The organism is Gemmiger formicilis, from assembly GCF_016900095.1.
Taxonomy (GTDB): domain Bacteria; phylum Bacillota; class Clostridia; order Oscillospirales; family Ruminococcaceae; genus Gemmiger; species Gemmiger formicilis_A.
This window is the reverse complement of record NZ_JACJJP010000004.1, coordinates 35,858-56,342: the sequence shown is the minus strand read 5'-3', so window position 1 is coordinate 56,342 and position 20,485 is coordinate 35,858. Positions and strand designations below refer to the sequence as shown.

Sequence of the window (20,485 nt, the reverse complement as noted above, 5' to 3'; positions counted from 1 at the left end):
GCACGAACTCAAGAAACGGTTCCGAGCTATACTCAGCAGCTGCATCGAGTGAAGGCTGAAGGTCTTCCCGGGGCATGCTTGGGGTGCCGATTCGAGCGCGGCTGCAGGGAGAATGGATGCGCGGTTCTTCGCCGTGTAAGCCGTATTGTGGCAGTGATCCAGGGGAAAACGTCTGATGTACTGAAAAACTGAAGGGGGAGGGGTGCATATTGTCTGATCAAAAAAGAAAGAGCCAGGCCGACAGGCGTTTCGGTGACTGTCCCTGCAGGGTATGCAAGAGGGATGACCTTTGCAACAAAAAGCCGGGCGAGTGCAAACCGTTTTCCTTCTGGTTCAGGATAAGGTGGAGGCAGTTTTGTAAAGGGGCGATGCGATGACTGACATCGAAAAGCGACGCTGGCTTCGTCGGTATCGCCAAGCCCTGCGCGTCGAAGACCGTCTGCGGGACAGGATCCGTGCTGTGCGCAGCCGCACAGAGTCAACCACGCAGGCTCTGCAACCCGTCGCCGGTGGCGGAAGCCGGAACGGCAGCAAACAGGAAAAAGGCACCGAGATCCTGGAAGCGTACCAAGCAGAGCTGGTGGCTCAGCTGGAAAAGTCACAGAGAATCCGCCAGGAAATCGAGGCAGCTATCAACCGCCTGAAGGATCCAATGCAGAGGGAAGTGCTCCAGTATCTCTATATAGACGGTCTCCCGGTATGGAAGACAGCCAACCGGATGTACATCTCAGATCGGTGGGTAAAAAGTCAGCACAAGAAAGCTCTTGCCAATCTGGAAATTGTTCCCCTCAGTTCACCTTTGTATGGTGTATTATGATATCGTCGAAAGGTGCATGGAAAGGGGCCACGCTATTTGCGTCTGGACCATAAACACTCTCCTGCAGCACGGGACCTGTGCGGGAATGCGGCCAAGCCGCTCCGCATCGCTGCGACATAAGGTACCCACCACCGGTTGGAATGCCGGTACCCCCAACCATTTTGGTCGGGGGATTTTTTATGCCCTGATTTTGCACGGAAAGAAAGGCCTGGCCCATTCGGAGGTTTACACCTTCACAAATTTGGAGCAGTACCCAAACGGTAAGGGAACGGGTTGCTAACCCGTCAGAGCCGAGAGGCTGTGCAGGTTCAAATCCTGTCTGCTCCGCCAATAGACTTATACTCGTGAAAGGTGGTGAACTATGGCGTCGGGCAAGAGCAGAGCGGGACGTCCGCCGAAGTACAAGACGGTGGAAGAGATGCAGGCGAAGATTGACGCCTACTTCACCGCCTGCGAGGGAACGCCCCTTCTGGATGATGAGGGGAAGGCCGTCACCGACAAGTACGGGGAACCGGTCATTGTGGGGGCGCACCCGCCCACCGTCACGGGCTTGGCCCTGGCGCTGGGTTTTACTGGGCGTCAGGCATTGCTCAATTACCAGGCAAAGCCCAAATTTGTGGACACGATAACACGCGCGAAGGCCCGGTGCGAAGCCTACGCCGAAGAACGGCTGTTCGACCGCAACGGGACGACCGGCGCCCAGTTCAGTCTGAAGTGCAACTTTGGGTGGAATGAAAAGGCCCCCGCAGATACCGACGGGGAGGTGCGGATCGTTGACGACCTGTAAATTGTCGGAGCTGATCTCGCCCGCCTTCTTTGATGTCCACCGGCAGATCAAGGCGGGGAAGGTGGATGAGCTGCTGGCCAAGGGCGGCCGAGGTTCTGCCAAGTCCAGCTACATCAGCGTGGAGCTGGTGCTGCAGCTGCTGCGCCGTCCAGACTGCAATGCGGTGGTGCTGCGCCGGGTGGACAAGACCCTGCGCACCAGCGTCTACGCCCAGATCTGCTGGGCCATCAACGCCCTGGGCCTGGGCGGGCACTTCCGGTGCACCGTCAGCCCGATGGAATGTGTCTACCGGCCTACCGGGCAGAAGATCCTCTTCTTTGGCCTGGATGACCCCGGCAAGCTCAAATCTTTGAAAGTGCCCCGCGGGTATGTGGGGTTGCTCTGGTTCGAGGAGCTGGATCAGTTCGATGGCGCCGAACAGGTGCGCAACGTGGAGCAGAGCTGTCTGCGCGGCGGCGAATACTCCCTGACTTTCAAGAGTTTCAACCCGCCCGCTTCGGCCCGCAGCTGGGTCAATCGCTACGCCCTGGACAACCGCCCGGGCAAGCTGGTGCATCACTCCACCTACCAAACGACCCCGGCCGCCTGGCTGGGGCCGCGATTTTTGGCGGATGCCGAACACCTGAAGGAAACGAACCCCACCGCCTACCGCCACGAGTACGGCGGGGAAGTTGTGGGCAGCGGTACCGCCGTATTCGAGAACCTGCGGCTGGAATCCATCCCGGAGGAACAGCTCCGCAGCTTTGACCGCCCGCTGTATGGTGTGGACTGGGGCTGGTATCCGGACCCCTGGGCCTACAACGCGGTACACTACGATGCCGCCCGGGGCGTTCTCTATATTCTGGATGAGCTGACCCGGCTGCGCACCTCCAACCGGGACACCGCCGACCTGCTTTTGCAGCGGGGGCTGACCGGGGCAGACTTCATCACCGCCGATTCTGCTGAACCCAAGAGCGTTGGGGACTACCGGGCGTTTGGCCTTTCCTGCCGTGCCGCCCAGAAGGGTCCTGGCAGCGTGACGGCCAGCATGAAGTGGCTGCAGGGTCTGGCGGGCATCGTCATTGACCAGAACCGGTGCCCCGACACAGCCCGGGAATTTTCGGAGTATGAGTATGAGCGGGATCCCCGCACCGGCGATGTACTGCCCGGATACCCGGATCTGAACAACCACCATATCGATGCGGTGCGCTATGCCACCGAGCTGATCTGGAAACGCCGAGGTGCGTAATGAACATCTTTAAGACATTGAGAGGAATGGCCATGAAACTGCTGAATCTGCGGGACGCCCGCGCTCTGGGCTGTGATATGTCCTCGCTTATGGAGCAGGCTGTGCAGGAATGGGACAAGCTGTTCTATCTCACCGACCAGCCTCCCCACAGTCTGAAGCTGGCCCAGACTGTCACCGCCTACATGGCTACCCTGGCCACCAGCGAACTGACTCTGAGCGCCGGGGCCGGGGCCAGGGCCGACTGGATCCAGGCACAGGCACAGCAAAACCTGCTGCCCTGTCTGTATGAGGCGGTACAGCTGGCGGGTGTTGGCGGTATGGCAGCCGTAAAGCCATATGCGGTGGGCGGCAGCCTGTACGCAGAGGTGATTCCCCGGTCCCGCATCTTTCCCGAACGGTGGGGACCCAACCGGCGTCTGGATGCCGGATACTTCACTGACTTCGACCATCTCGGTGACGGCACCGGGGCGGTGAGGGTGGAACACTTCGATATGACCGCCGAAGGTCTGCACATCACCAACCGGGCCTTCCGCCGTCAGTCCGTTGGGCTTCTGGGGGAGGAGATCGCCCTGGATAAGGTGGAGCGTTGGGCAGGCTTGGAAGCAGATCTGACCATCCATAACGTGGATCGCCCTCACTTCGGCCTGCTGCGGATGCCCATGCTGAACACGGTGGACGGCAGTGCCTACCCGGTGAGCCTGTACGCCAACGCCACAGACACCATCCGGCAGCTGGATGCTGCCTATGGTGACTTTGTATGGGAGCGGGAAACCGGCCGTCGTCGTATGATCATCGACAGGGTGGCGGCCATGAAAGACCCGGTCAACGGGAAACCGGCCATCCCGTTCAAGGAACTGGCCAGCGACCTGTTTATGACGATGGACATGCCGGACACGCATCCTTGGGACGATTACACCCCGGACCTGCGGTTTGAGCAGTATCGCAATGGCATTGAAACGCTGCTGCGCCTTCTGGAAATGCAGGTGGGATTCAGTGCGGGAACATTTGCCATCGACCCCAAGACTGGCCGCGTGACCGCCACCCAGGTGATCAGCGAGGACCGCACCACCTACAACACCATCAAGGCCATCCAGGACCGGGGGCTGACCACCGGCTTGCTGGATGTTCTGTACTGGTTCGACATCTATGCCAGTCTGTACGGTCTGGCCCCGGCGGGGAACTTTGAACCGGCGGTCAGCTTCGGGGACAGCATCTTCGAGGATACCGGTGTGGAGTTTCAGCGGCGGCTGTCCTTGGCACAGGCCAACTACCTGCGACCGGAGCAGCTGCTTGCGTGGTACTTCGGCGTGGATGAAGAGAAGGCACGGCAGATGATGCCACCTTCCAACCCTGACGTGCTGACCTTCGGTAGCCGCTGATGCTGACACCTGACTATCTGGAAAACCTGCCTGATGCACTGGTGGAACTGTGGCAGAATGTAGAAGATGACATTCTGCAGGATGTGGCCCGGCGGATCAAGGCCATGGATGAGCTGGACCCACTGGCACCCACCGCCGCGTGGCAGGCGTGGCGCCTGGAACAGGTGCAGGCCGTGCGCCAGGATGTCACCGACACCCTGGCCAAATACAGCGACCGGAGCCGTGACAATATCCGGCAGCTGCTCCTGGATGCCGGTCTGGAAACACTGGCGGCGGATGATGAGATCTACCGGGCGGCAGGGCTTACGCCTTCCCCGGTGCAGGACAGTGAGCCGCTGAACAACCTGCTCAATGCCGGGTATCAGCAGACCCTGGGCACCTGGCAGAACCTGACGGCCACCACGGCCGCCACCGTGACCGGCGCCTTTGAAAGCAGACTGGACAGGGCGTGGCTGCAGGTATCCAGCGGGGCCTTCGACTACAATACGGCCATCAAGAGCGCTGTGGATGACCTGGCTGACCACATGCCCGGCGTCACCTATCCCAGCGGCCACACCGACACCCTGGAAGTGGCGGTGCGCCGGGCGGTACTCACTGGCGTGAACCAGACGGCAGCTAAGCTGCAGCTGGCCCGCGCCGAGGAGATGGGCTGCGAGTTTGTGGAGGTCACGGCCCATGAGGGGGCCCGCCCGGAACACGCCCTCTGGCAAGGCAAGGTCTACCACATCGGCGGAGCGATTCTGTACCAGGGCGTATGGTATGAGGACTTCGAGACAGCCACCGGCTACGGAACGGGGCCGGGGTTGTGCGGGTGGAACTGCCGGCACAACTTTTACCCGTTCTTCCCTGGGATCTCGGTGCCCAATTATACCGCGGACCGCCTGGAGGAGCTGAACGCCAGGAATGTGGAGTATGGCGGGAAGCAGTACACCCGGTACGAGATCCGCCAGATGCGGCGTGCCCTGGAACGCACGGTGCGCAAATATAAGCGGCGCTTCCTGGCCGAGAAAGTAGCGGGACAGGACACCACCTCTACAGCCCTGCGGCTGAGGGATGCCCGGCGGGAGCTGAACGCTTTCATCGAAGCCACCGGCGACAAGGTGGACGGTGCCCGTACCGAGGTGTCCGGGTTCGGGTATGCGCAGGCCAGGGAAACCACCCGCCTTGTGCAGCAGGCCGAAACGGAGTATACTCAAAAGAGAGAAGAGGCGCTGCAGGTGATCCGCTCTGCGGAAACGCCGAAGACGCTGAATGCGGGGCACCAGCGCAAGCACATCCGGGAAGAAGGACGCGACATCGGCAACCGCAGCTTCCTGTATGGAACGATGGAAGATGCGCAGCGGCTGGTGGACAGGTACAGCGGTACCGGGGAGCCGAAGCTGGACGGAAATGGTAACTGGACGCACAAAGAATTTGTGACGGCAGACCACCTTGTTGGCGAATCTGTGAACCCTGAAACCGGAATTGCAACGCCTACCCATCGTTTTGCAATTCATTACGGAAAACGGGGGACCCATGTGGTTCCCATGGAGGAAAGAAAGACATGAAGCTATGGGAATACAGCGGTAAAAATGTTCGCATCACGTTGAAAGACGGACAAGTGTTCGAGGGGCGTGCCTACGACTATACTTCCGCGCTGGACAACGAGCCGGACCCGGAAAGTATTTCCATCGGCATCTTTGAACTTTTTGCCCCGGAGATCGCGAAGATCGAGCTGATCTGACCGGAAAAACGCCATATGCCAAAGCACGATGCAGACCGCACCGTGCTTTTTTCATGCAAAATTCAAGGAGGCAGAATGTGGAACTGAAAGATACTATCGACCTGATGAACAGTTCCGACTACAAGGACCGGTTCAAGGCTGAATACTGGCAGGTGAAAATCCGGCTGGAAAAGTTGCGCAAAATGATCGCAAAATGGCAGGCTGGAACGCTTGGCTTTACACCGTCCTGCAGTCTGAAGCTGTTGAAAGAGCAGGTAGAACCCATGCAGAATTATCTGGATACCCTGGAGGTGCGGGCGGAGATGGAAGGCATCTCTGTCTGATCCGGATTATGCGCTTTTGCACTCGACTGCAAAGGCGTATTGTATGCCCACCTTGGCCGCAGGAGGCCGGGGCGGGCAATTTTATTGCCCGGCGGCGGGACTTATCAGCCGCACAGACTGGCGGAGCCGACCGCCTTATCAAGGCTATCTGCAATCAGAGAAAGGAGATCCGTATGAAAACCGAAGACCTCAAAGCCCTGGGGCTGAATGACGATCAGGTACAGAAGGTGTTCGCCATGAACGGCGCCGAAATGAACGATCTGAAACAGCAGGTCGCCACCCTGACCACTGAGCGGGATACCGCCCGCACCCATTTGGGTGAAGCCAACAAGAAGTTGGAAGGCTATGACCCCGAATGGAGAAGCAAAGCCGAAAAGGCTGAGAATGATGCAAAGGCACAGGTGGCAGAGCTGCAGCACGACTTTGCCGCAGAGAGAGCTGTCTCCGGGGTGCAGTTCTCCAGTGATAGCGCCAAGCGAGCATTCTTGTCCGACCTCAAGGCCAAGAAGCTGCCCCTGCAGGAAGGCAAGCTGCTGGGCTTTGACGATTACCTGAAATCCTACAAGGAATCCGACCCCGGCGCCTTCGCACCGGAAAAGGCCGCCCCCACCGTCACCGTGGGCGGCAAGGGGCAGGCGCCTGCTTCTTCCAACCAGTCCTTCCTGGACAACAAGTACAAGAACAATCCCTTCTATCATCCGAAAGGAGAATAACGTATGTCTGTTATGTACAATAACCAGAACGTGGATGAACAGTACGCCTCCACGTTGGAGCCCAACCTCTACTACAACCCGGTCCTGGTTCCCGGTGTGACCTGCTCCGATGAATTCACGTTCGGCCCGGCGGGTCAGATCTTTGTCCACAAGCTGAACACCTCCGCCGCTGAGCCGGGCAAGCCTGGCCGCGATTTTACGGATGAAGCGACGGCGGATACTCTGATCCCCATCCAGCTGAACAACAACTTCCAGAAGTCCAAGAAGATCTACGGCGTCCAGGCGGCTTCCGTTTCCTTCAATCTGGCAGAGGAGCAGCTGGCAGTGGCTACCCAGGAGTGCGGCGAAGGCTGGATGCAGTCCGGACTGGGCTGCCTGGTGCAGGAGGGCACCGCTGCCACTCTGACCACCGCTATCACCGATGTGAAGGATGACATCGTCAAGACCCGTGCCGAGATCATCAAGGCAAAGGGCCGCGTGGATGTTGTCATGTGCAGCCCTGACTTCTATGCCCAGGTGCTGCTGGCTGCCGGCAAGGACTTCACCCCCGAACACAACGACCGCATTGCTGAGACCGGCAACGTGGGCCGCTGGCTGGGGATGCTCTTTGTGGAAGCCAACGGCCTGACCGGCTCCATCAAGTACTACGACAGCACCGGCACGCTCAAGACTGTGAATTGCTCCACCGTGCAGTATGTCATGTACTACCACCAGACCCTGAAGGTGGTCACCAACTTTGAAACTGCCCGTATCGTGGATTCCGAGAATTTCGTCGGTTCCAAGGCCCAGGTGGAGATGAACACCGGCTACAAGGTGGCCAACGCCGCGCTTGCCCGTGTGCGCAAGGTGGCCGCCGGCTAACCGGAAAGGAGCCGCCCATGTACAGTACCTACGGCAAGTACCAGGAAAACGGCGGGACTCTGCCGCAAGATGAGTATGAGCGTAAGGCCAAAAAGGCGGCGTACATCATCGACCATGAAACCATGGGGCAGGCGCGGGATGCGCCTGCCTGCATGGCCGATGCGCTGTGCGACTGCGAATGCGCCCTCATCGACGCACTGGCCGCGGGGAACTTCTCTTCCGACGGGGTACAGAGCTTTTCCAATGACGGATACAGCGAGACCCGCGTCACCGGAGCGGAATCCCGGACAGCTTTGCGACGCTTGCTGGCTGATTACCTCACCGTGCCGGTAAACCTGCTGGTTTTTGCCGGACATGCCTTTGTGTGAAGGAGGTGGACCCATGCAGGGGTGTAACAGGACTGTCACCATCACCCATCTGGGCTACGATGGAGACAGTGACAGCGATACCGAGCAGGAGCAAACCTTCCACGGCTGCAGCTGGTACGGCGGCCGGGCCGCTACACCGGGCAAGGAAGGCATGGCGGCACGCTGCGTGTACAAGTGCCGCATTCCTCAAAGCGCCGGGGACACTGTTGTGGCTGTGGGGGACAAGATCGCCTGCGGCAGTGAGACGGCCACCGTGACCGTCGTGCGCGACAACCGGGGCAGGCCCGGAGCTCATATCTATCTGGAGGCGGAATAAATGCCTATCAAGTACAATGCGCGCCTGGATCTGGACGGCCTGCAGGACGCTCTGGAAGTCCGGGGGCTGAAACCCGGCGGAAAGGTGCAGAAGTTCATCGACAGCGAGGTTATCCGCCTGTGCGACCCCAAAGTGCCCTTTGCCACCGGTGTGCTCAAGCACAGTGCCATCACCGCATCGGTCATTGGGCAGGGCATGGTGGTGTATGCCACCCCGTACGCCCGGTATCTCTACTATAGCGAGGTCTACGGTCCCAACATTCCCCGGTATGAAGCCGGAGAGCTGGCGGGGTTCTGGTCACCGCCCGGAAAGAAAAAGCACCCCACCGGCCGCAAACTGACCTACAACGGCGCGCCGGAGCGGGGCGCTTTCTGGTTTGAGCGCATGAAGGCCGAGCGCGGAGATGACATCATCCGGGGCGCCGCTGCCCTGGCCGGAGGGAGGGCCACACCGTGAACGCACTGGACGCCACCCGAAAGTGGCTGCGGGACAAATGCCCGCTCATCGACAAGCACGACCGCTTCAACGCCAACTATCTGGGGGCCGAAGCCACCGAATACACCCTGCGCACCGGCGGTGAGAGCCACAAGACCGATGTGCTGGGGTATGACATGGCCGAGTATGACCTGGTATTTGTGGCACAGCTGCCCTTCGGGGCGGCGATTGCCCCAAATCTGAGCGCGGCGGATTTCTTTGCCCGCCTGTCCGCCTGGATCCGCGGGCAGGAACGGCTCCATGATTACCCGGAAGTGTCCGGGTATACCGTTACGAAAATTCAGGCATCCAACGCGGGTGTCCCTACCCAAGCGGACGCCAATGCCGCCCGCTACCAGCTGCAGATCAAGCTGAACCTTGAGGAGGTATGACAATGGCAGCAGCTTCTATCAATCTGACCAGCGGCCAGAAGGCCGACCGCAAACTTCTGATGACCTTCGTCAACGTGGGCTCCACCAGCGGATCGCCCGAGTGGGAGATCCTGGGCCGCGGCGTGGAGGATTCCAGCATCGAATACAACCACGATGTGGATCAGACCACCGATATCCTGGGGATGTCCGACACCACCGTGTCCCCGGCCAAGCCCACCCAGGAACTGGACCCCAACACCATCCGGGGCGGCAACAAGCTCAGCGAGAAAATCCTGGACATCGAGCGCCGCAAGGCACTGAGCGAACTGGGCAACTTCGAGGTGCTGGTGGTCCACTGCTATCTGGGCACCGCCACCACCGGCCCTTTCACTGCCGAGCTGCACAAGGGCTGCACCATCGTGCCCACCAGCCTGGGCGGTTCTTCCTATGTGGATATGCCCTTGACCGTCTATCTGTCCAACGATACCGACCTGGGCACCGTGACCATGGCGGAGGGCAAGCCCACTTTTGCCAAAGAGGAGGAATGATCCATGGAACTGAACATTGACTTGGGTCTCAAAAGCTATGACATCCGGCTCCCGGACGGTACCGTGACCGGCACTGTTCGCTTCAATCCCGCTGACCCCGGTATTGCGGCCCGCTGGAAGAAGGTTCAGCCAGAAGTGAATTCCCTGACCGAAAAGGCACACAATGCGGAAGAGGATACCATCCTGGACGTGCTGCAGGAGGCGGATGAGCGGATCAAGTCCTGCATCGACTATGCCTTCGGCGCCAAGGTGTCGGAAGGTTTCTTCGGCGGGCAGTCCTGCTTCGGTGTGTGTGGTGATGGTGCCACCGTCCTGGAGCATGTTCTGGACGCTATTGGCCCCGTGATCGAGGCATCCATGCAGGCCGGCGCCAAGGCCGTACGCAGCCGCGCCGAAGCCCATACCGCGCCCTATGATGGGACCGCCAAAGGCCTGGCACCCGGCCAGGTACTGCCCGGCTGATGGGCTGGGGACTTCCCACCACGGTGGAGGTGGACGGACAGACCTTTGCCATCCGCAGTGACTTCCGCGCCGTGCTGGATGCCATTGACGCCCTGCAGGACGAAGAAATGCCCCAGGCATGGCGCCTTTCCACCTTACTGAAGATCCTTTTCCCGGAATACGAAAAGCTGTCTGATATGGGGGCTGAGGGGGCTTTGCGGGCTGCCATGGAGTTCATCAATCTGGGCCGTCCGCTTCCGGAAAATCAGCCAGAACGCATCGCCCTTGTCCACTGGGACACCGACGTGCAGCTCATCGCCCCGGCCGTGGACAAGGTTCTGGGGTATAGCTGCCGGGCCTGCGCCTACCTGCACTGGTGGGATTTTGTGGGGGCCTTCCAGAACATCGGCAAGGGTCTGTTTGCTCAGGTGGTTGCTATCCGGGACAAGCGGGCCAGGGGACAGGCACTGGACAAGGCCGAGCGGGCCTTTGCCCGTGAAAATGAAGAACTGATCGGGCCGGTGACGCGCCTGACCAAAGAAGAGGAAGAATTCTTCCGCAGATTGGGGGTGTAGTGTATGGCAGCAGACGGCTCTATCATCATTGATACCCGGGTGAACAATAAAGGGGCCGAGGCAGATTTGAAAGCCCTGCAGGCCAAGGCCAAGAGCACGGCCCAGCAGATCAGTGCGCTGGACAAGCAGATCTCCCAGGCAACGGGCAAACGCACCAAGCTGGGGGATGACCTGGCCAAAGCAAAGCAGGAAGCTGAAGCCACCGCCCGGGCTCTGGAGGACGTGAACGCCAAGCTGGACGATGCCAGAGCCAAGAATGCAGTCCAGGTGCGGCAGGAGTTCCCCTCTATGTCCGAGGCCAATGTCGCCAGCGTGGCAGCCAGCCGGACCCAGGCACAGAACGCATCCCTGTATGCAGAGAGTGACCGGCTGGTGCAAACACTGGCCAAGCAGGAGGAAAAGGCAGCGGCCATCCAGGCGGAATATCAGAAACAGGTGCAGTCTGTTGCGGAGTTGCAGCAGCGTCATGGCGTCTTGGAGAAGCAGCTGGGGCAGGAACAGTCCGCTGTACAGAAGGCATCCGCAGCTTATGAAAGGCAGAAGAAGGCCGGTTCTGCCAAGAAAACAGGTTCTGCGGCCAAGGATGTGACCCGAGCTTCTACTGCCATGCAGAAGTTCGGAACACGGCTTTCCGGCATTGTGTCCGGTGCGCTGCTGTTCAACATCATTTCTTCGGCCCTTACCAAAATGGTGGGCTGGTTCGGGCAGGCCATGCAGTCCAGCGACACCTTCCGGCAGAGCCTGGCCAACCTGCAGGGGGCTGCCAGCGTGGCCGCCGCTCCTCTGGTGCAGGCGCTGGGCAATGCCCTTGCCTACATCAACAATATGCTGGCTACCGGTATCAGCTACCTGGCACGGTTCATCAGCCTGATCACCGGCAAGAGCCTGGGGGCCATGAAGAGTAGCGCCAAGGCAATGAACAGCTACGGGAGCGCCGCCGGCAGTGCCGCCAAGCAGACGGAAAAGGCCACCCGCAGCCTGGCCGGATTCGATGAGATCAACCGACTGGACGCGCCGCAGGCGGACAGCTCCGGCGGAGGAGGTGGCGGGGGCGCAACTTCCCCCAATTATGACTTTGTGGACCAGACCGGGGCGGGATTTGCTTCTCTGATGGACCGGGTGAAGGCGTTCTGGGATTCCTTCACAACCGCTCTGGCGCCTTCCATTGCCGCCTGGAGCGCGGCCTGGGAACAGATCAAGGCCACTGCCCTGGCTGTGTGGCCCCAGATCCAGGCGGCTGCATCAGGGCTGTGGACCAATGCGTTGCAGCCTTTGCTGGGATATCTGGCAGGAACCTTTGTGCCTGGTGTGATCAATTCTTTTTCCCAGGCATTTGCTCCCATTGTGGGTGGGACTGTATCCACGGCTATTCAGCTTTTTGCTGCCGACTTTGTGTGGATGTGCGGTATCCTCACTGATGCCATCAACAATCTGGTGCGGCCGGCGCTGGAGGTGATCCTGACCATCTGGCAGGGGATGATGGAGGGCATCTCCAACGCCTGGGCTACCTATGGCCAGCCTGTAATGGATGGCATTGTCCTGGCTTTTCAGAACCTGCTGTCCATTTTCAGCAATCTGTATTACACCGTGATTGAGCCAATTCTGGCCAACATTATTGCACTCCTGGACAAGTTCTGGTCCCAGCATGCAAAGCCTTTGTGGGATGACCTTCTTTTGCTGATCGGCAGTGTGCAAAATATGCTGCTGACCTTCTGGAACAATGTTCTGGCCCCGCTGATCAACTGGCTGATTTCTACCTTCGGACCGGTGTTTACTGATGTATTCAATGCAGTAGCAGGGGCCGTAGAAACAGCTATGGGGTTGGTGGCGGATGTCATCGATGCGGCCATGGTCCTTTTGCGCGGACTGGCCGATTTCCTGACCGCTGTGTTCAAAGGGGACTGGGACGCCGCCTGGAATGCCATTGCGGATACCACGCTGGCCGTCTGGGACCGTATTCAGAACGGAATCAAGAACTGCATCAACGGTATCATCGCTTTTGTGAACAGCATGATCCAGGCTATTGTGAATGCATTGAACCGTGTCATCAGCGCGGTTGGAAGCCTATCCTTTGATGTCCCGGATTGGGTTCCCGGTATCGGCGGGTCTACGTTCGGCTTTCAGCTTTCTGCCATCACAGCCCCACAGATTCCGTATCTGGCCCAGGGCGCGGTCATCCCGCCCAACCGGGAGTTCCTGGCTGTGCTGGGTGACCAGAGCAGCGGCACCAACATCGAAGCGCCATTGTCCACCATCCAGGAAGCGGTGGCTGCTGTTATGCAGGATATGCAGGATGGGGAGCTTGTTGCGATGGAACGAATGACGGATGTGCTTCACCAGATTCTGGAAGCTGTGTATGGAATCCGGGTAGGAGATGAGGTCATCGGACGGGCTGCGGAGCGGTACCGACTCCAGCAGGCCATTATCACGGGAGGTGGCTTTGTATGAGACAGAAGGTGGATTTTTACCAGGTGGATGGACAGCCCATGCTCGCACCCGATGCGGAACCGGAATTCGGCTTTTCGGACCTGGATTCCAGCGATGCCGGCCGGGACGAGAGCGGTGTCATGCACCGGTTTATGATTCGAGAAAAAGTGGGTACCTGGAGCTTTTCCTATGCCTATCTTACCGATGAGGAACTGGCCTATCTGCGGGGGTTGTTTGCAGGAAAGGTACAGTTCGCATTTACTCATCCGGTGTTCGGCGACAGCAATGCCACCGAAACCTGCATCGCCTACATGAGCCAGTATAGTGCCGTCTGGAAGAATCGCAGTACCGGTCTGTGGAGAAATTTCAAGTTCAATATCATCCAGTGTTGAGCGTTAAAAAGACGGTGATTGATCAAGCTGGAGGAATGAGCCAGGCTCCTAAAATCCAAGTGAGGAGGATAAAATATTGTTTTCTGCAATTGACGTAAGCAAGTGGCAGGGAACTGTGAATTGGGCCACTGTCAAAAATTCCGGTATTGGTCACGCGATGCTGCGGGCCGGATACGGCAGCAGCATCAAGCAGGAGGATCCTCAGTTCCGCCGTAATGTAACCAACTGCATCCTGCACGGCATCGAATGGGGCTGCTACTGGTACAGCTATGCCACCAGCACGGAGCAGGCCATCCAGGAGGCACGTTGCTGCCTGCAGGTCATCAAGGGTCTGAAGCCCGGTATGCCGGTGGCATTTGACATCGAATACGAGCCTTGCATCCTGGCACTGTCTAACGCCACCCGCACGGCTATCGTCAAAGCATTCCTGGGCGAGATCGAGGCGGCTGGCTACTATGGTATCCTGTATGCCAGCCGGGACTTTATCGCCAACAAGCTCAACTGGCGTGAGCTGAAGCAGTACGACGTCTGGTGCGCCCAGTACGGCAGCTCCTGCACCTGCCCGCTGCCATATGGCATCTGGCAGTACAGCTCCGGTAATGCCTTGGGCGTTCCCGGTTTCGGTGATAGTCTTGACTGCAACCGGGTGTATAAGGACTACCCGAAAATTATGCAAGACGCAGGGCTGAACGGCTTTGAAGCTCCGGAGGAAGATCCGGAACCGGATGCCAGCACGCTGATGCAGTTGGTTACCATTGGGCCTATCACCATCGGGGATGCGCTGAATCTGCAGAAGCTGTGTTCCGATCTTGGGCTTACCGCCCAGGGATTGTATCACAGTGTATGGAATGATGCGGACAAGCATCTGCAGACACTGACCATCGGGCCGGTCAGCTCCGGCGATGCCTTCTATCTCATGCGCCGGTGTGAACAGCTGGATCTGCTGGAGATGGGGCTGTACCACAGCAAGTACGTAGAGAGGTGATAATAATGGAAAACACCAACAACATTTTCCTGGCCATCAAGACGGCCATCGTGGCCCTGTGCGGTGGCTTCACGGCCGCCTTCGGCTGGCTGGGATGGCTGATCGTGGCCTGGGTGGCCTGCATGGTCATCGACTGGATCAGCGGCAGCGCGGCGGCCGCAGCAAAAGGGGAGTGGTCCAGTGCCGCCGCCCGTGCAGGTATCTGGCATAAGGCAGGTATGATCCTGGTAGTCATCGTGGCCGCCCTGGCCGACTGTGTACTGGCTATGGTGGTGGAGCATTTGCCGGGCCTTTCTGTCGATTACAGCACTCTGGTCCTGCCCATGGTCCTGGCATGGTACATTTTTACGGAGCTGGGCAGCATCGCCGAGAACGCCACCGACATGGGTGCCCCGGTGCCCGGTTGGCTCACCAAGATGCTGGCGGCAGGAAAAAAGGCAGTTGATCAGGTTACTGATAACGAAATGAAATGAATGAAATACCCCCGACTGTCCGGTCCATTTGTCCAGATAGTCGGGGGCTTTTCGTTTATATTTGGTCGCATAAAATTAAATAAAGCTGACTACATTTACTGACTACTTTTTGACTACCACGCTGTTCATCTCTGATATTTTTGATTGTATGAAAAGTGCGAATAAACGATAAAATTTAGAACAATAGAGCGCTGTACAGTAGCTATAAGATAGATTTGTAATCAGCAGGTTGCAGGTTCGATTCCTGTTGCCAGCTCCATCGCGCCGCAAGCCTTTTGCTTGCGGCGTGTTTTTATGCAATCAAAAGCTTGAAACTTTCTCAAGAAACAGCCCGGCCCCGGAATGTACAATCATTCCGGGGTCGGGCTCTCTTTGCAAATTATTGGATGTCGCGATCCTTGGGCAACAGCCCGTATACTTCATACAGGGTCAGCACATCCTGCAAGCTCAGCTTGCGGGCAAACAGCTGGCGATAGGTGGCGGTCTTGACCTTGCCTTCCTGCTTCATCTTGTCCATGCGGGCGGTGGTTTCGGCGTACTGCTTTTGTACCGCTTCCAGCATGGCCTCAAAAGCGGCCAGGCGCTCTTCTCCGGTCACAGCAGGGTCACCCCGGCGGCTTCGCAGGTGCTGCGGGTTTCCTCGTCCCACAGGCTGACCTGCACTTCGCCCACGTGGGCCTTGCCCAGCAGCAGCATGCACAGGCGGCTCTGGCCGATGCCGCCGCCCATGGTCAGGGGCAGCTGGCCATTCAGCAGCATCTGGTGGAAGGGCAGCTGCGCCCGCTCGGGGCAGCCGGCCTCTTCCAGCTGGCGGCGCAGGGCGTCAGCGTCCACCCGGATGCCCATGCTGGACAGTTCCAGGGCGCAGCCCAGAGCCTTGTGCCAGAACAGGATATCGCAGTTCAGTGTCCAGTCGTCATAGTCGGGGGCGCGGCCGTCATGGACCTGGCCGCTGGCCAGCTTGCCGCCGATCTGCATAATGCAGACGGTGCCATGCAGACGGGTAATCTCGTTTTCCCGCTCTTTGGGGGTCAGGGTGGGGTACATGTCTTCCAGTTCCTGGGTGGTGATGAAGGTAACCTCCCGACCCAGACGGACCTTTTTCAGCTCCGGAAACTTCCAGCGCAGCTCATCGGCGGTGGCACATACCGCGTCCACAATGTCCCGCACCGTGTCTTTCAGGAAGGGGATGGTGCGCTGCTTTTCGGTGACCACCCGTTCCCAGTCCCACTGGTCCACATAAATGCTGTGCAGGTTGTCAGGGGTCTCGTCCCGGCGGATGGCGTTCATGTCGCACACCAGCCCCTGCCCGGGCCGGAACCCGTATTTGGCCAGGGCGTAGCGCTTCCACTTGGCCAGGCTGTGTACCACCTCGGCTTCTTCCTCCAGGCAGGGAACGTCAAAACGCACAGGGCGTTCCACGCCGTTCAGATCGTCGTTCAGACCGCTGCCGTGCAGCACAAACAGGGGAGCGGTGACCCGTTTCAGGTGCAAAGCGGCGCACAGCTTTTCCTGAAAGATGGTCTTGATCAGGCCGATGGCCTTCTGGGTATCGTACAATCCCAGAAGGCTTTTGTAGTTCTGCGGAATCTGCGTGTTGGACATCTCATTTTCCTCCTTCTATGCAAACCGGTCAGGCCGGTGCAAACTGGCTCTGGTACAGCTGGGCGTAGAAACCGTTCTTGGCCAGCAGTTCCTCGTGGGTGCCGCTCTCGATGATGCTGCCGCTCTTCATCACCAGAATGCGGTCGGCATTCTTGATGGTGGAAAGGCGATGGGCCACAATAAAGCTGGTCCGGCCTCGCATCAATTCTTCAAAAGCGTCCTGCACCAGTACTTCGGTGCGGGTATCGATGCTGGAAGTGGCTTCGTCCAGAATCAGGATGGGCGGGCGGCGCAGCATGACCCGGGCGATGCACAGCAGCTGACGCTGTCCGGCGCTCAGGTTGTCGCCGTCCTCCGCAATCATGGTGTCGTAGCCCTGGGGCAGCCGACAGATGAAACTGTGGGCCCGGGCCTTCTTGGCCGCGGCGATGATCTCCTCCCGGGTGGCGTCCGGCTTGCCGTAGGCGATGTTTTCGGCCACGGTGCCGCATTTCAGCCAGGTTTCCTGCAGCACCATGCCCAGGTTGGCCCGCAAAGAATCCCGGGTCACCGCGTCGATGGCGTTGTCGTCCACCTTCAGGGAACCGCCGTTGATCTCGTAGAACCGCATGAGCAGATTGACCAGGGTGGTCTTGCCGCAGCCGGTGGGCCCCACCAGCGCAATGCGCTGGCCCGGCCACACCCGCAGGTTCATGTCCTCGATCAGGGGCACGTCCGGCACATACCGGAACTTCACATGCTCAAAGGATACCCGACCTGCGCCCTGATGCAGCTCCACTGCGTTGGGGGCGTCGGGAGTGATGGGCGGCTCGTCGATGAGGTCAAACACCCGCTGGGCGCAGGCAAGGGCGTTCTGCAGTTCGGTCATAACGCTGGAAATGTCATTGAAAGGTTTGGTGTACTGGTTGGCGTACTGGAGCAGGGCGGACAGGTTGCCGGCGGTGATGCCCCCCGCAATGGCAAACAGGGCACCCAACACCCCCACCGCCGCATACACCAGGGAGTTCACAAAGCGGGTGCAGGGGTTGGACAGGGAAGAATAGAAGGTGGCTCGCAGCCCGCAGGACTGCAGGTCCAGGTTGATGCGCTCAAACCGTTCTTCGGCCCGGCTTTCGTATCCGAAGGCCCGCACCAGATGCTGGTTGCCCACCAGCTCTTCCACCAGGCCGGTCATCTCGGCACGGGTCTCGCTCTGCACCCGGAACATGGAGTAGGTGTGCTGGGCGATGAACTTGGCCACAAAGATGGAAAGAGGGGTCAGCAGCCCCACCACCAGGGTGATGCGCCAGTCGATGGTGAGCATGAAGATCAAGGTGACCAGGATGGTCAGCACACCGGTAAACAGCTGGGTAAAGCCCATGAGCAGACCGTCGGAGAACTGTTCCACGTCGGTGGTCAGCCGGCTGATGGTTTCGCCCGGGCGATGGGCGTCAATGTAACTCAGGGGCAGCTCCTCCATGTGGCTGAAGGCCCGCACCCGGATATCCCGCACAACCTGGAAGGTGATGCGGTTGTTGATCAGGCTCATGAGCCACTGGCTCACCGAGGTGACCAGAACCACGATGCCCAGCTGGATGGCCAGGCGTACAAGCCCGGGCAAGTCCACCTGCCCGGGACCCAGAATCAGGTCCACCCCCAGGCCGGTGAGGATGGGCGCGTACAGGGTGGTGATGACCGTCACGGCGGCCAGCAGCAGAGAAACCAGCACCAGCAGGCGGTAGGGAGCGATCAGTTTCAGCACCCGACGGATTGTATCGCGGCTGGCGGTTTGTTTTGCCTTGCTCATACGGTTTTCTCCACCTCCTCCCGGGAAAGCTGGCTCAGGCAGATCTCCCGATAGACTTCGCAGGTTTTCAGCAGCTCGGCGTGGGTACCGCTGCCGGCCAGGGCACCGTCGTCCAGCACCAGAATGCGGTCGGCGTGCTGCACCGCCGTGGCGCGCTGGGATACGATGAACACCGTCATACCGGAGGTCTTTTCTTTCAGGGCCTTGCGCAGGGCGGCGTCGGTGGCGTAGTCCAGGGCCGAGGCGCTGTCGTCCAGAATCAGGATGGCGGGGCGGGGAACCAGCGCCCGGGCAATGGTCAGGCGCTGGCGTTGGCCGCCGGAGAAGTTGCGCCCGGCGGTCTCCACGGGTTCATCCAGTCCGCCGGGTTTGCCGCGGACAAAATCCGCTGCCTGGGCAATCTCCAGCGCGGACCAGATCTGTTCGTCGGTGGCGTCGGGGCAGGCCCAGCGCATGTTGTCCCGGATGGTGCCGGTGAAGAGCACTGCCCGCTGGGGCACCACGCCGATCATGGTGCGCAGCTGGGCAAAGGGATACTGCCGCACATCATGGCCGTACAGCGCCACCGTGCCTTCGCTGGCATCGTAGAAGCGGGCAATCAGGTTGACCAGGGTGCTCTTACCGCTGCCGGTACCGCCAATGACGCCGATGGTTTGGCCGCTCATGGCCCGGAAATCCAGGTCGGTGAGGCTGGGCGCGCCGGCATTCTTGTAGGTGAAGGTCACATGGTCAAAGGCCACGGCGGGGGCCGCTGCCACCGGTGCCAGCTTCTTGGCGCCGGTCAGGGCCGGGTCGGGCATGCCGGTGGCGGTCTTCAGCAGTTCGTTGACACGGATGCCGCTGGCCAGGGCCCGGGTCACCGAGATGACCAGGTCGGCCATGCGCAGCAGATTGGTCAGAATCTGGTTCATGTAGCTGATCAGGGCGATGATCTCGCCCTGGGTCAGGGCACCCTCATTGACCAGGGCACCGCCCCGCACCAGCACCACGATGATGCCGAAGTTGACGATGAGGTAGGTCATGGGGTTCATCAGGGCGGAAATGCGCCCGGCGGTGGTCTGCACCTTTTTCAGGGTGTCGTTGGTTTCGGTGAAATCCCGGATTTCATCTTTTTGGCGGGAGAAGGCCCGCACCACCCGGGTGCCCACATAGTTTTCCCGGGTCAGCAGGGTGACCTTGTCCAGCATGCTCTGGGCCTGGTGGTAACGGGGCACGGTGATGCGCATGATCAGGTAGATGACCAGGGAGATCAGCACCGTGACCAGCAGGAACCAGGCGGTCATCTGAGGGCTGATGGACAGCGCCATGATCAGCGCGCCGATGACGATGAAGGGGGACCGAAGCAGAAGGCGCAGGGTCATGTTCACGCCGTTCTGCAGCTGGTTGATGTCGCTGGTCATGCGGGTGACCAGGGTGGGCGTACCGATGCCGTCCAGCTCGGTGTAGGACAGGGTATTGATGTGGTGATACAGATCCCGGCGCAAAGCCGTGCCGTATCCGAGGGCGGTCTTGGCGGCAAAATACTGAGCCGTTACGCTGGAAAGCAACCCCACCGCCGCCAGCAGAACCAGCAGCCCGCCCTGACGCCAGATCTGAACCACGTCCCGGTTCTGGATGCCGGTGTCCACGATGGCGGCCACCACCAGCGGCACAAGAAGCTCGAAACAGGCTTCCAGCATCTTGAACAGAGGCGCCAGCACGGTCTCTTTCTCATAGCCTTTCAGATAATGCAGCAATCTACGCATGCTTCACCCACCTTTTATAAAAATGCAGAATCATTATACCATGCTGCCCCGTATTTGTCAGCGCTTTTGCCCGGTTTCGATGATTATTTGCCCGCTGCCCGCCTATACTGGTTGTAGTTTATTCACACAGCGGGCGCGCTTTCCGGCG

Annotated in this window: 24 protein-coding genes and 1 tRNA gene; 21 read left to right on the top strand and 4 right to left on the bottom strand. The window is 59.5% G+C overall.

The genetic code is table 11. The annotated features are described in order from the left end of the window. Positions 1-373: 373 nt before the first annotated feature. From H6B15_RS03045 to H6B15_RS02945, 21 genes are all read left to right on the top strand, one after another. On the top strand, positions 374-817 hold the full coding sequence (locus H6B15_RS03045; RefSeq protein WP_204645961.1) for a DUF1492 domain-containing protein: 444 nt from the start codon (positions 374-376) through the stop codon (positions 815-817). Positions 818-1,060: 243 nt separating this feature from the next. Further along, positions 1,061-1,147 (top strand) — tRNA-Ser (locus H6B15_RS03040). Positions 1,148-1,178: 31 nt separating this feature from the next. After that, entirely contained in the window at positions 1,179-1,604 is a 426-nt protein-coding gene (locus tag H6B15_RS03035) for a terminase small subunit (protein ID WP_204645958.1), read from the top strand. Next, positions 1,591-2,832: a PBSX family phage terminase large subunit gene (locus H6B15_RS03030; RefSeq protein ID WP_243424247.1), complete on the top strand. Its 1,242-nt coding sequence runs from the start codon at positions 1,591-1,593 to the stop codon at positions 2,830-2,832. Before H6B15_RS03035 ends, H6B15_RS03030 begins: the two co-directional genes overlap by 14 nt. A gap of 32 nt (positions 2,833-2,864) precedes the next feature. Beyond that, positions 2,865-4,211 (top strand): hypothetical protein, encoded by a 1,347-nt coding sequence (locus tag H6B15_RS03025; RefSeq protein WP_204645954.1) that lies wholly within the window; start codon positions 2,865-2,867, stop codon positions 4,209-4,211. Continuing rightward, on the top strand, positions 4,211-5,758 hold the full coding sequence (locus H6B15_RS03020; protein WP_204645951.1) for a phage minor capsid protein: 1,548 nt from the start codon (positions 4,211-4,213) through the stop codon (positions 5,756-5,758). Before H6B15_RS03025 ends, H6B15_RS03020 begins: the two co-directional genes overlap by 1 nt. 38 nt (positions 5,759-5,796) lie before the next feature. After that, the gene (locus tag H6B15_RS03015; protein ID WP_243424246.1) at positions 5,797-5,934 is read left to right on the top strand and encodes a hypothetical protein; all 138 of its coding nucleotides are present in this window, start codon (positions 5,797-5,799) and stop codon (positions 5,932-5,934) included. 77 nt (positions 5,935-6,011) lie between these two features. Further along, positions 6,012-6,257: a crAss001_48 related protein gene (locus H6B15_RS03010; protein WP_345941918.1), complete on the top strand. Its 246-nt coding sequence runs from the start codon at positions 6,012-6,014 to the stop codon at positions 6,255-6,257. Between the two features lie 173 nt (positions 6,258-6,430). Then, positions 6,431-6,970 carry a phage scaffolding protein gene (locus H6B15_RS03005; RefSeq protein ID WP_204645945.1) on the top strand — a complete coding sequence of 180 codons (540 nt, stop codon included), beginning with the start codon at positions 6,431-6,433 and terminating at the stop codon, positions 6,968-6,970. Positions 6,971-6,973: 3 nt separating this feature from the next. Beyond that, entirely contained in the window at positions 6,974-7,831 is an 858-nt protein-coding gene (locus H6B15_RS03000) for a hypothetical protein (RefSeq protein ID WP_204645932.1), read from the top strand. 17 nt (positions 7,832-7,848) lie between these two features. Continuing rightward, positions 7,849-8,199 carry a hypothetical protein gene (locus tag H6B15_RS02995; protein WP_204645930.1) on the top strand — a complete coding sequence of 117 codons (351 nt, stop codon included), beginning with the start codon at positions 7,849-7,851 and terminating at the stop codon, positions 8,197-8,199. A gap of 13 nt (positions 8,200-8,212) precedes the next feature. Beyond that, on the top strand, positions 8,213-8,515 hold the full coding sequence (locus H6B15_RS02990; RefSeq protein ID WP_204645928.1) for a DUF6751 family protein: 303 nt from the start codon (positions 8,213-8,215) through the stop codon (positions 8,513-8,515). Next, positions 8,516-8,971, top strand: a complete 456-nt coding sequence (locus tag H6B15_RS02985) for a minor capsid protein (protein WP_204645926.1) — start codon at positions 8,516-8,518, stop codon at positions 8,969-8,971. Continuing rightward, entirely contained in the window at positions 8,968-9,381 is a 414-nt protein-coding gene (locus H6B15_RS02980) for a hypothetical protein (protein WP_204645924.1), read from the top strand. Before H6B15_RS02985 ends, H6B15_RS02980 begins: the two co-directional genes overlap by 4 nt. 2 nt (positions 9,382-9,383) lie before the next feature. After that, on the top strand, positions 9,384-9,908 hold the full coding sequence (locus tag H6B15_RS02975) for a hypothetical protein (protein WP_204645922.1): 525 nt from the start codon (positions 9,384-9,386) through the stop codon (positions 9,906-9,908). 3 nt (positions 9,909-9,911) lie between these two features. After that, positions 9,912-10,370, top strand: a complete 459-nt coding sequence (locus H6B15_RS02970) for a hypothetical protein (RefSeq protein ID WP_204645920.1) — start codon at positions 9,912-9,914, stop codon at positions 10,368-10,370. Then, positions 10,370-10,924, top strand: a complete 555-nt coding sequence (locus H6B15_RS02965) for a Gp15 family bacteriophage protein (protein WP_204645917.1) — start codon at positions 10,370-10,372, stop codon at positions 10,922-10,924. Before H6B15_RS02970 ends, H6B15_RS02965 begins: the two co-directional genes overlap by 1 nt. Before the next feature lie 3 nt (positions 10,925-10,927). Continuing rightward, positions 10,928-13,372: a hypothetical protein gene (locus H6B15_RS02960; protein WP_204645915.1), complete on the top strand. Its 2,445-nt coding sequence runs from the start codon at positions 10,928-10,930 to the stop codon at positions 13,370-13,372. Then, positions 13,369-13,743 carry a hypothetical protein gene (locus H6B15_RS02955; protein WP_204645913.1) on the top strand — a complete coding sequence of 125 codons (375 nt, stop codon included), beginning with the start codon at positions 13,369-13,371 and terminating at the stop codon, positions 13,741-13,743. Before H6B15_RS02960 ends, H6B15_RS02955 begins: the two co-directional genes overlap by 4 nt. A 76-nt stretch (positions 13,744-13,819) precedes the next feature. Continuing rightward, on the top strand, positions 13,820-14,728 hold the full coding sequence (locus H6B15_RS02950) for a glycoside hydrolase family 25 protein (protein WP_243424245.1): 909 nt from the start codon (positions 13,820-13,822) through the stop codon (positions 14,726-14,728). Between the two features lie 5 nt (positions 14,729-14,733). Beyond that, a complete protein-coding gene (locus H6B15_RS02945) occupies positions 14,734-15,201 on the top strand; it encodes a phage holin family protein (RefSeq protein WP_204645909.1) in 468 nt (155 codons plus the stop codon). 379 nt (positions 15,202-15,580) lie between these two features. On the opposite strand, the gene H6B15_RS02940 is transcribed toward H6B15_RS02945, so the two are convergent. From H6B15_RS02940 to H6B15_RS02925, 4 genes are read right to left on the bottom strand one after another with little or no spacing between them, the layout of a single operon-like run. Beyond that, positions 15,581-15,799 carry a hypothetical protein gene (locus H6B15_RS02940; protein ID WP_345941917.1) on the bottom strand — a complete coding sequence of 73 codons (219 nt, stop codon included), beginning with the start codon at positions 15,797-15,799 and terminating at the stop codon, positions 15,581-15,583. Next, complete coding sequence (gene asnA, locus H6B15_RS02935; protein WP_204645908.1) at positions 15,796-16,806, bottom strand: aspartate--ammonia ligase; 1,011 nt, start codon at positions 16,804-16,806, stop codon at positions 15,796-15,798. Before asnA ends, H6B15_RS02940 begins: the two co-directional genes overlap by 4 nt. A 28-nt stretch (positions 16,807-16,834) precedes the next feature. Then, positions 16,835-18,592: an ABC transporter ATP-binding protein gene (locus tag H6B15_RS02930; RefSeq protein WP_204645906.1), complete on the bottom strand. Its 1,758-nt coding sequence runs from the start codon at positions 18,590-18,592 to the stop codon at positions 16,835-16,837. After that, on the bottom strand, positions 18,589-20,337 hold the full coding sequence (locus tag H6B15_RS02925; protein WP_204645904.1) for an ABC transporter ATP-binding protein: 1,749 nt from the start codon (positions 20,335-20,337) through the stop codon (positions 18,589-18,591). The genes H6B15_RS02930 and H6B15_RS02925 overlap by 4 nt, the downstream gene beginning before the upstream one ends. Positions 20,338-20,485 lie beyond the last annotated feature (148 nt).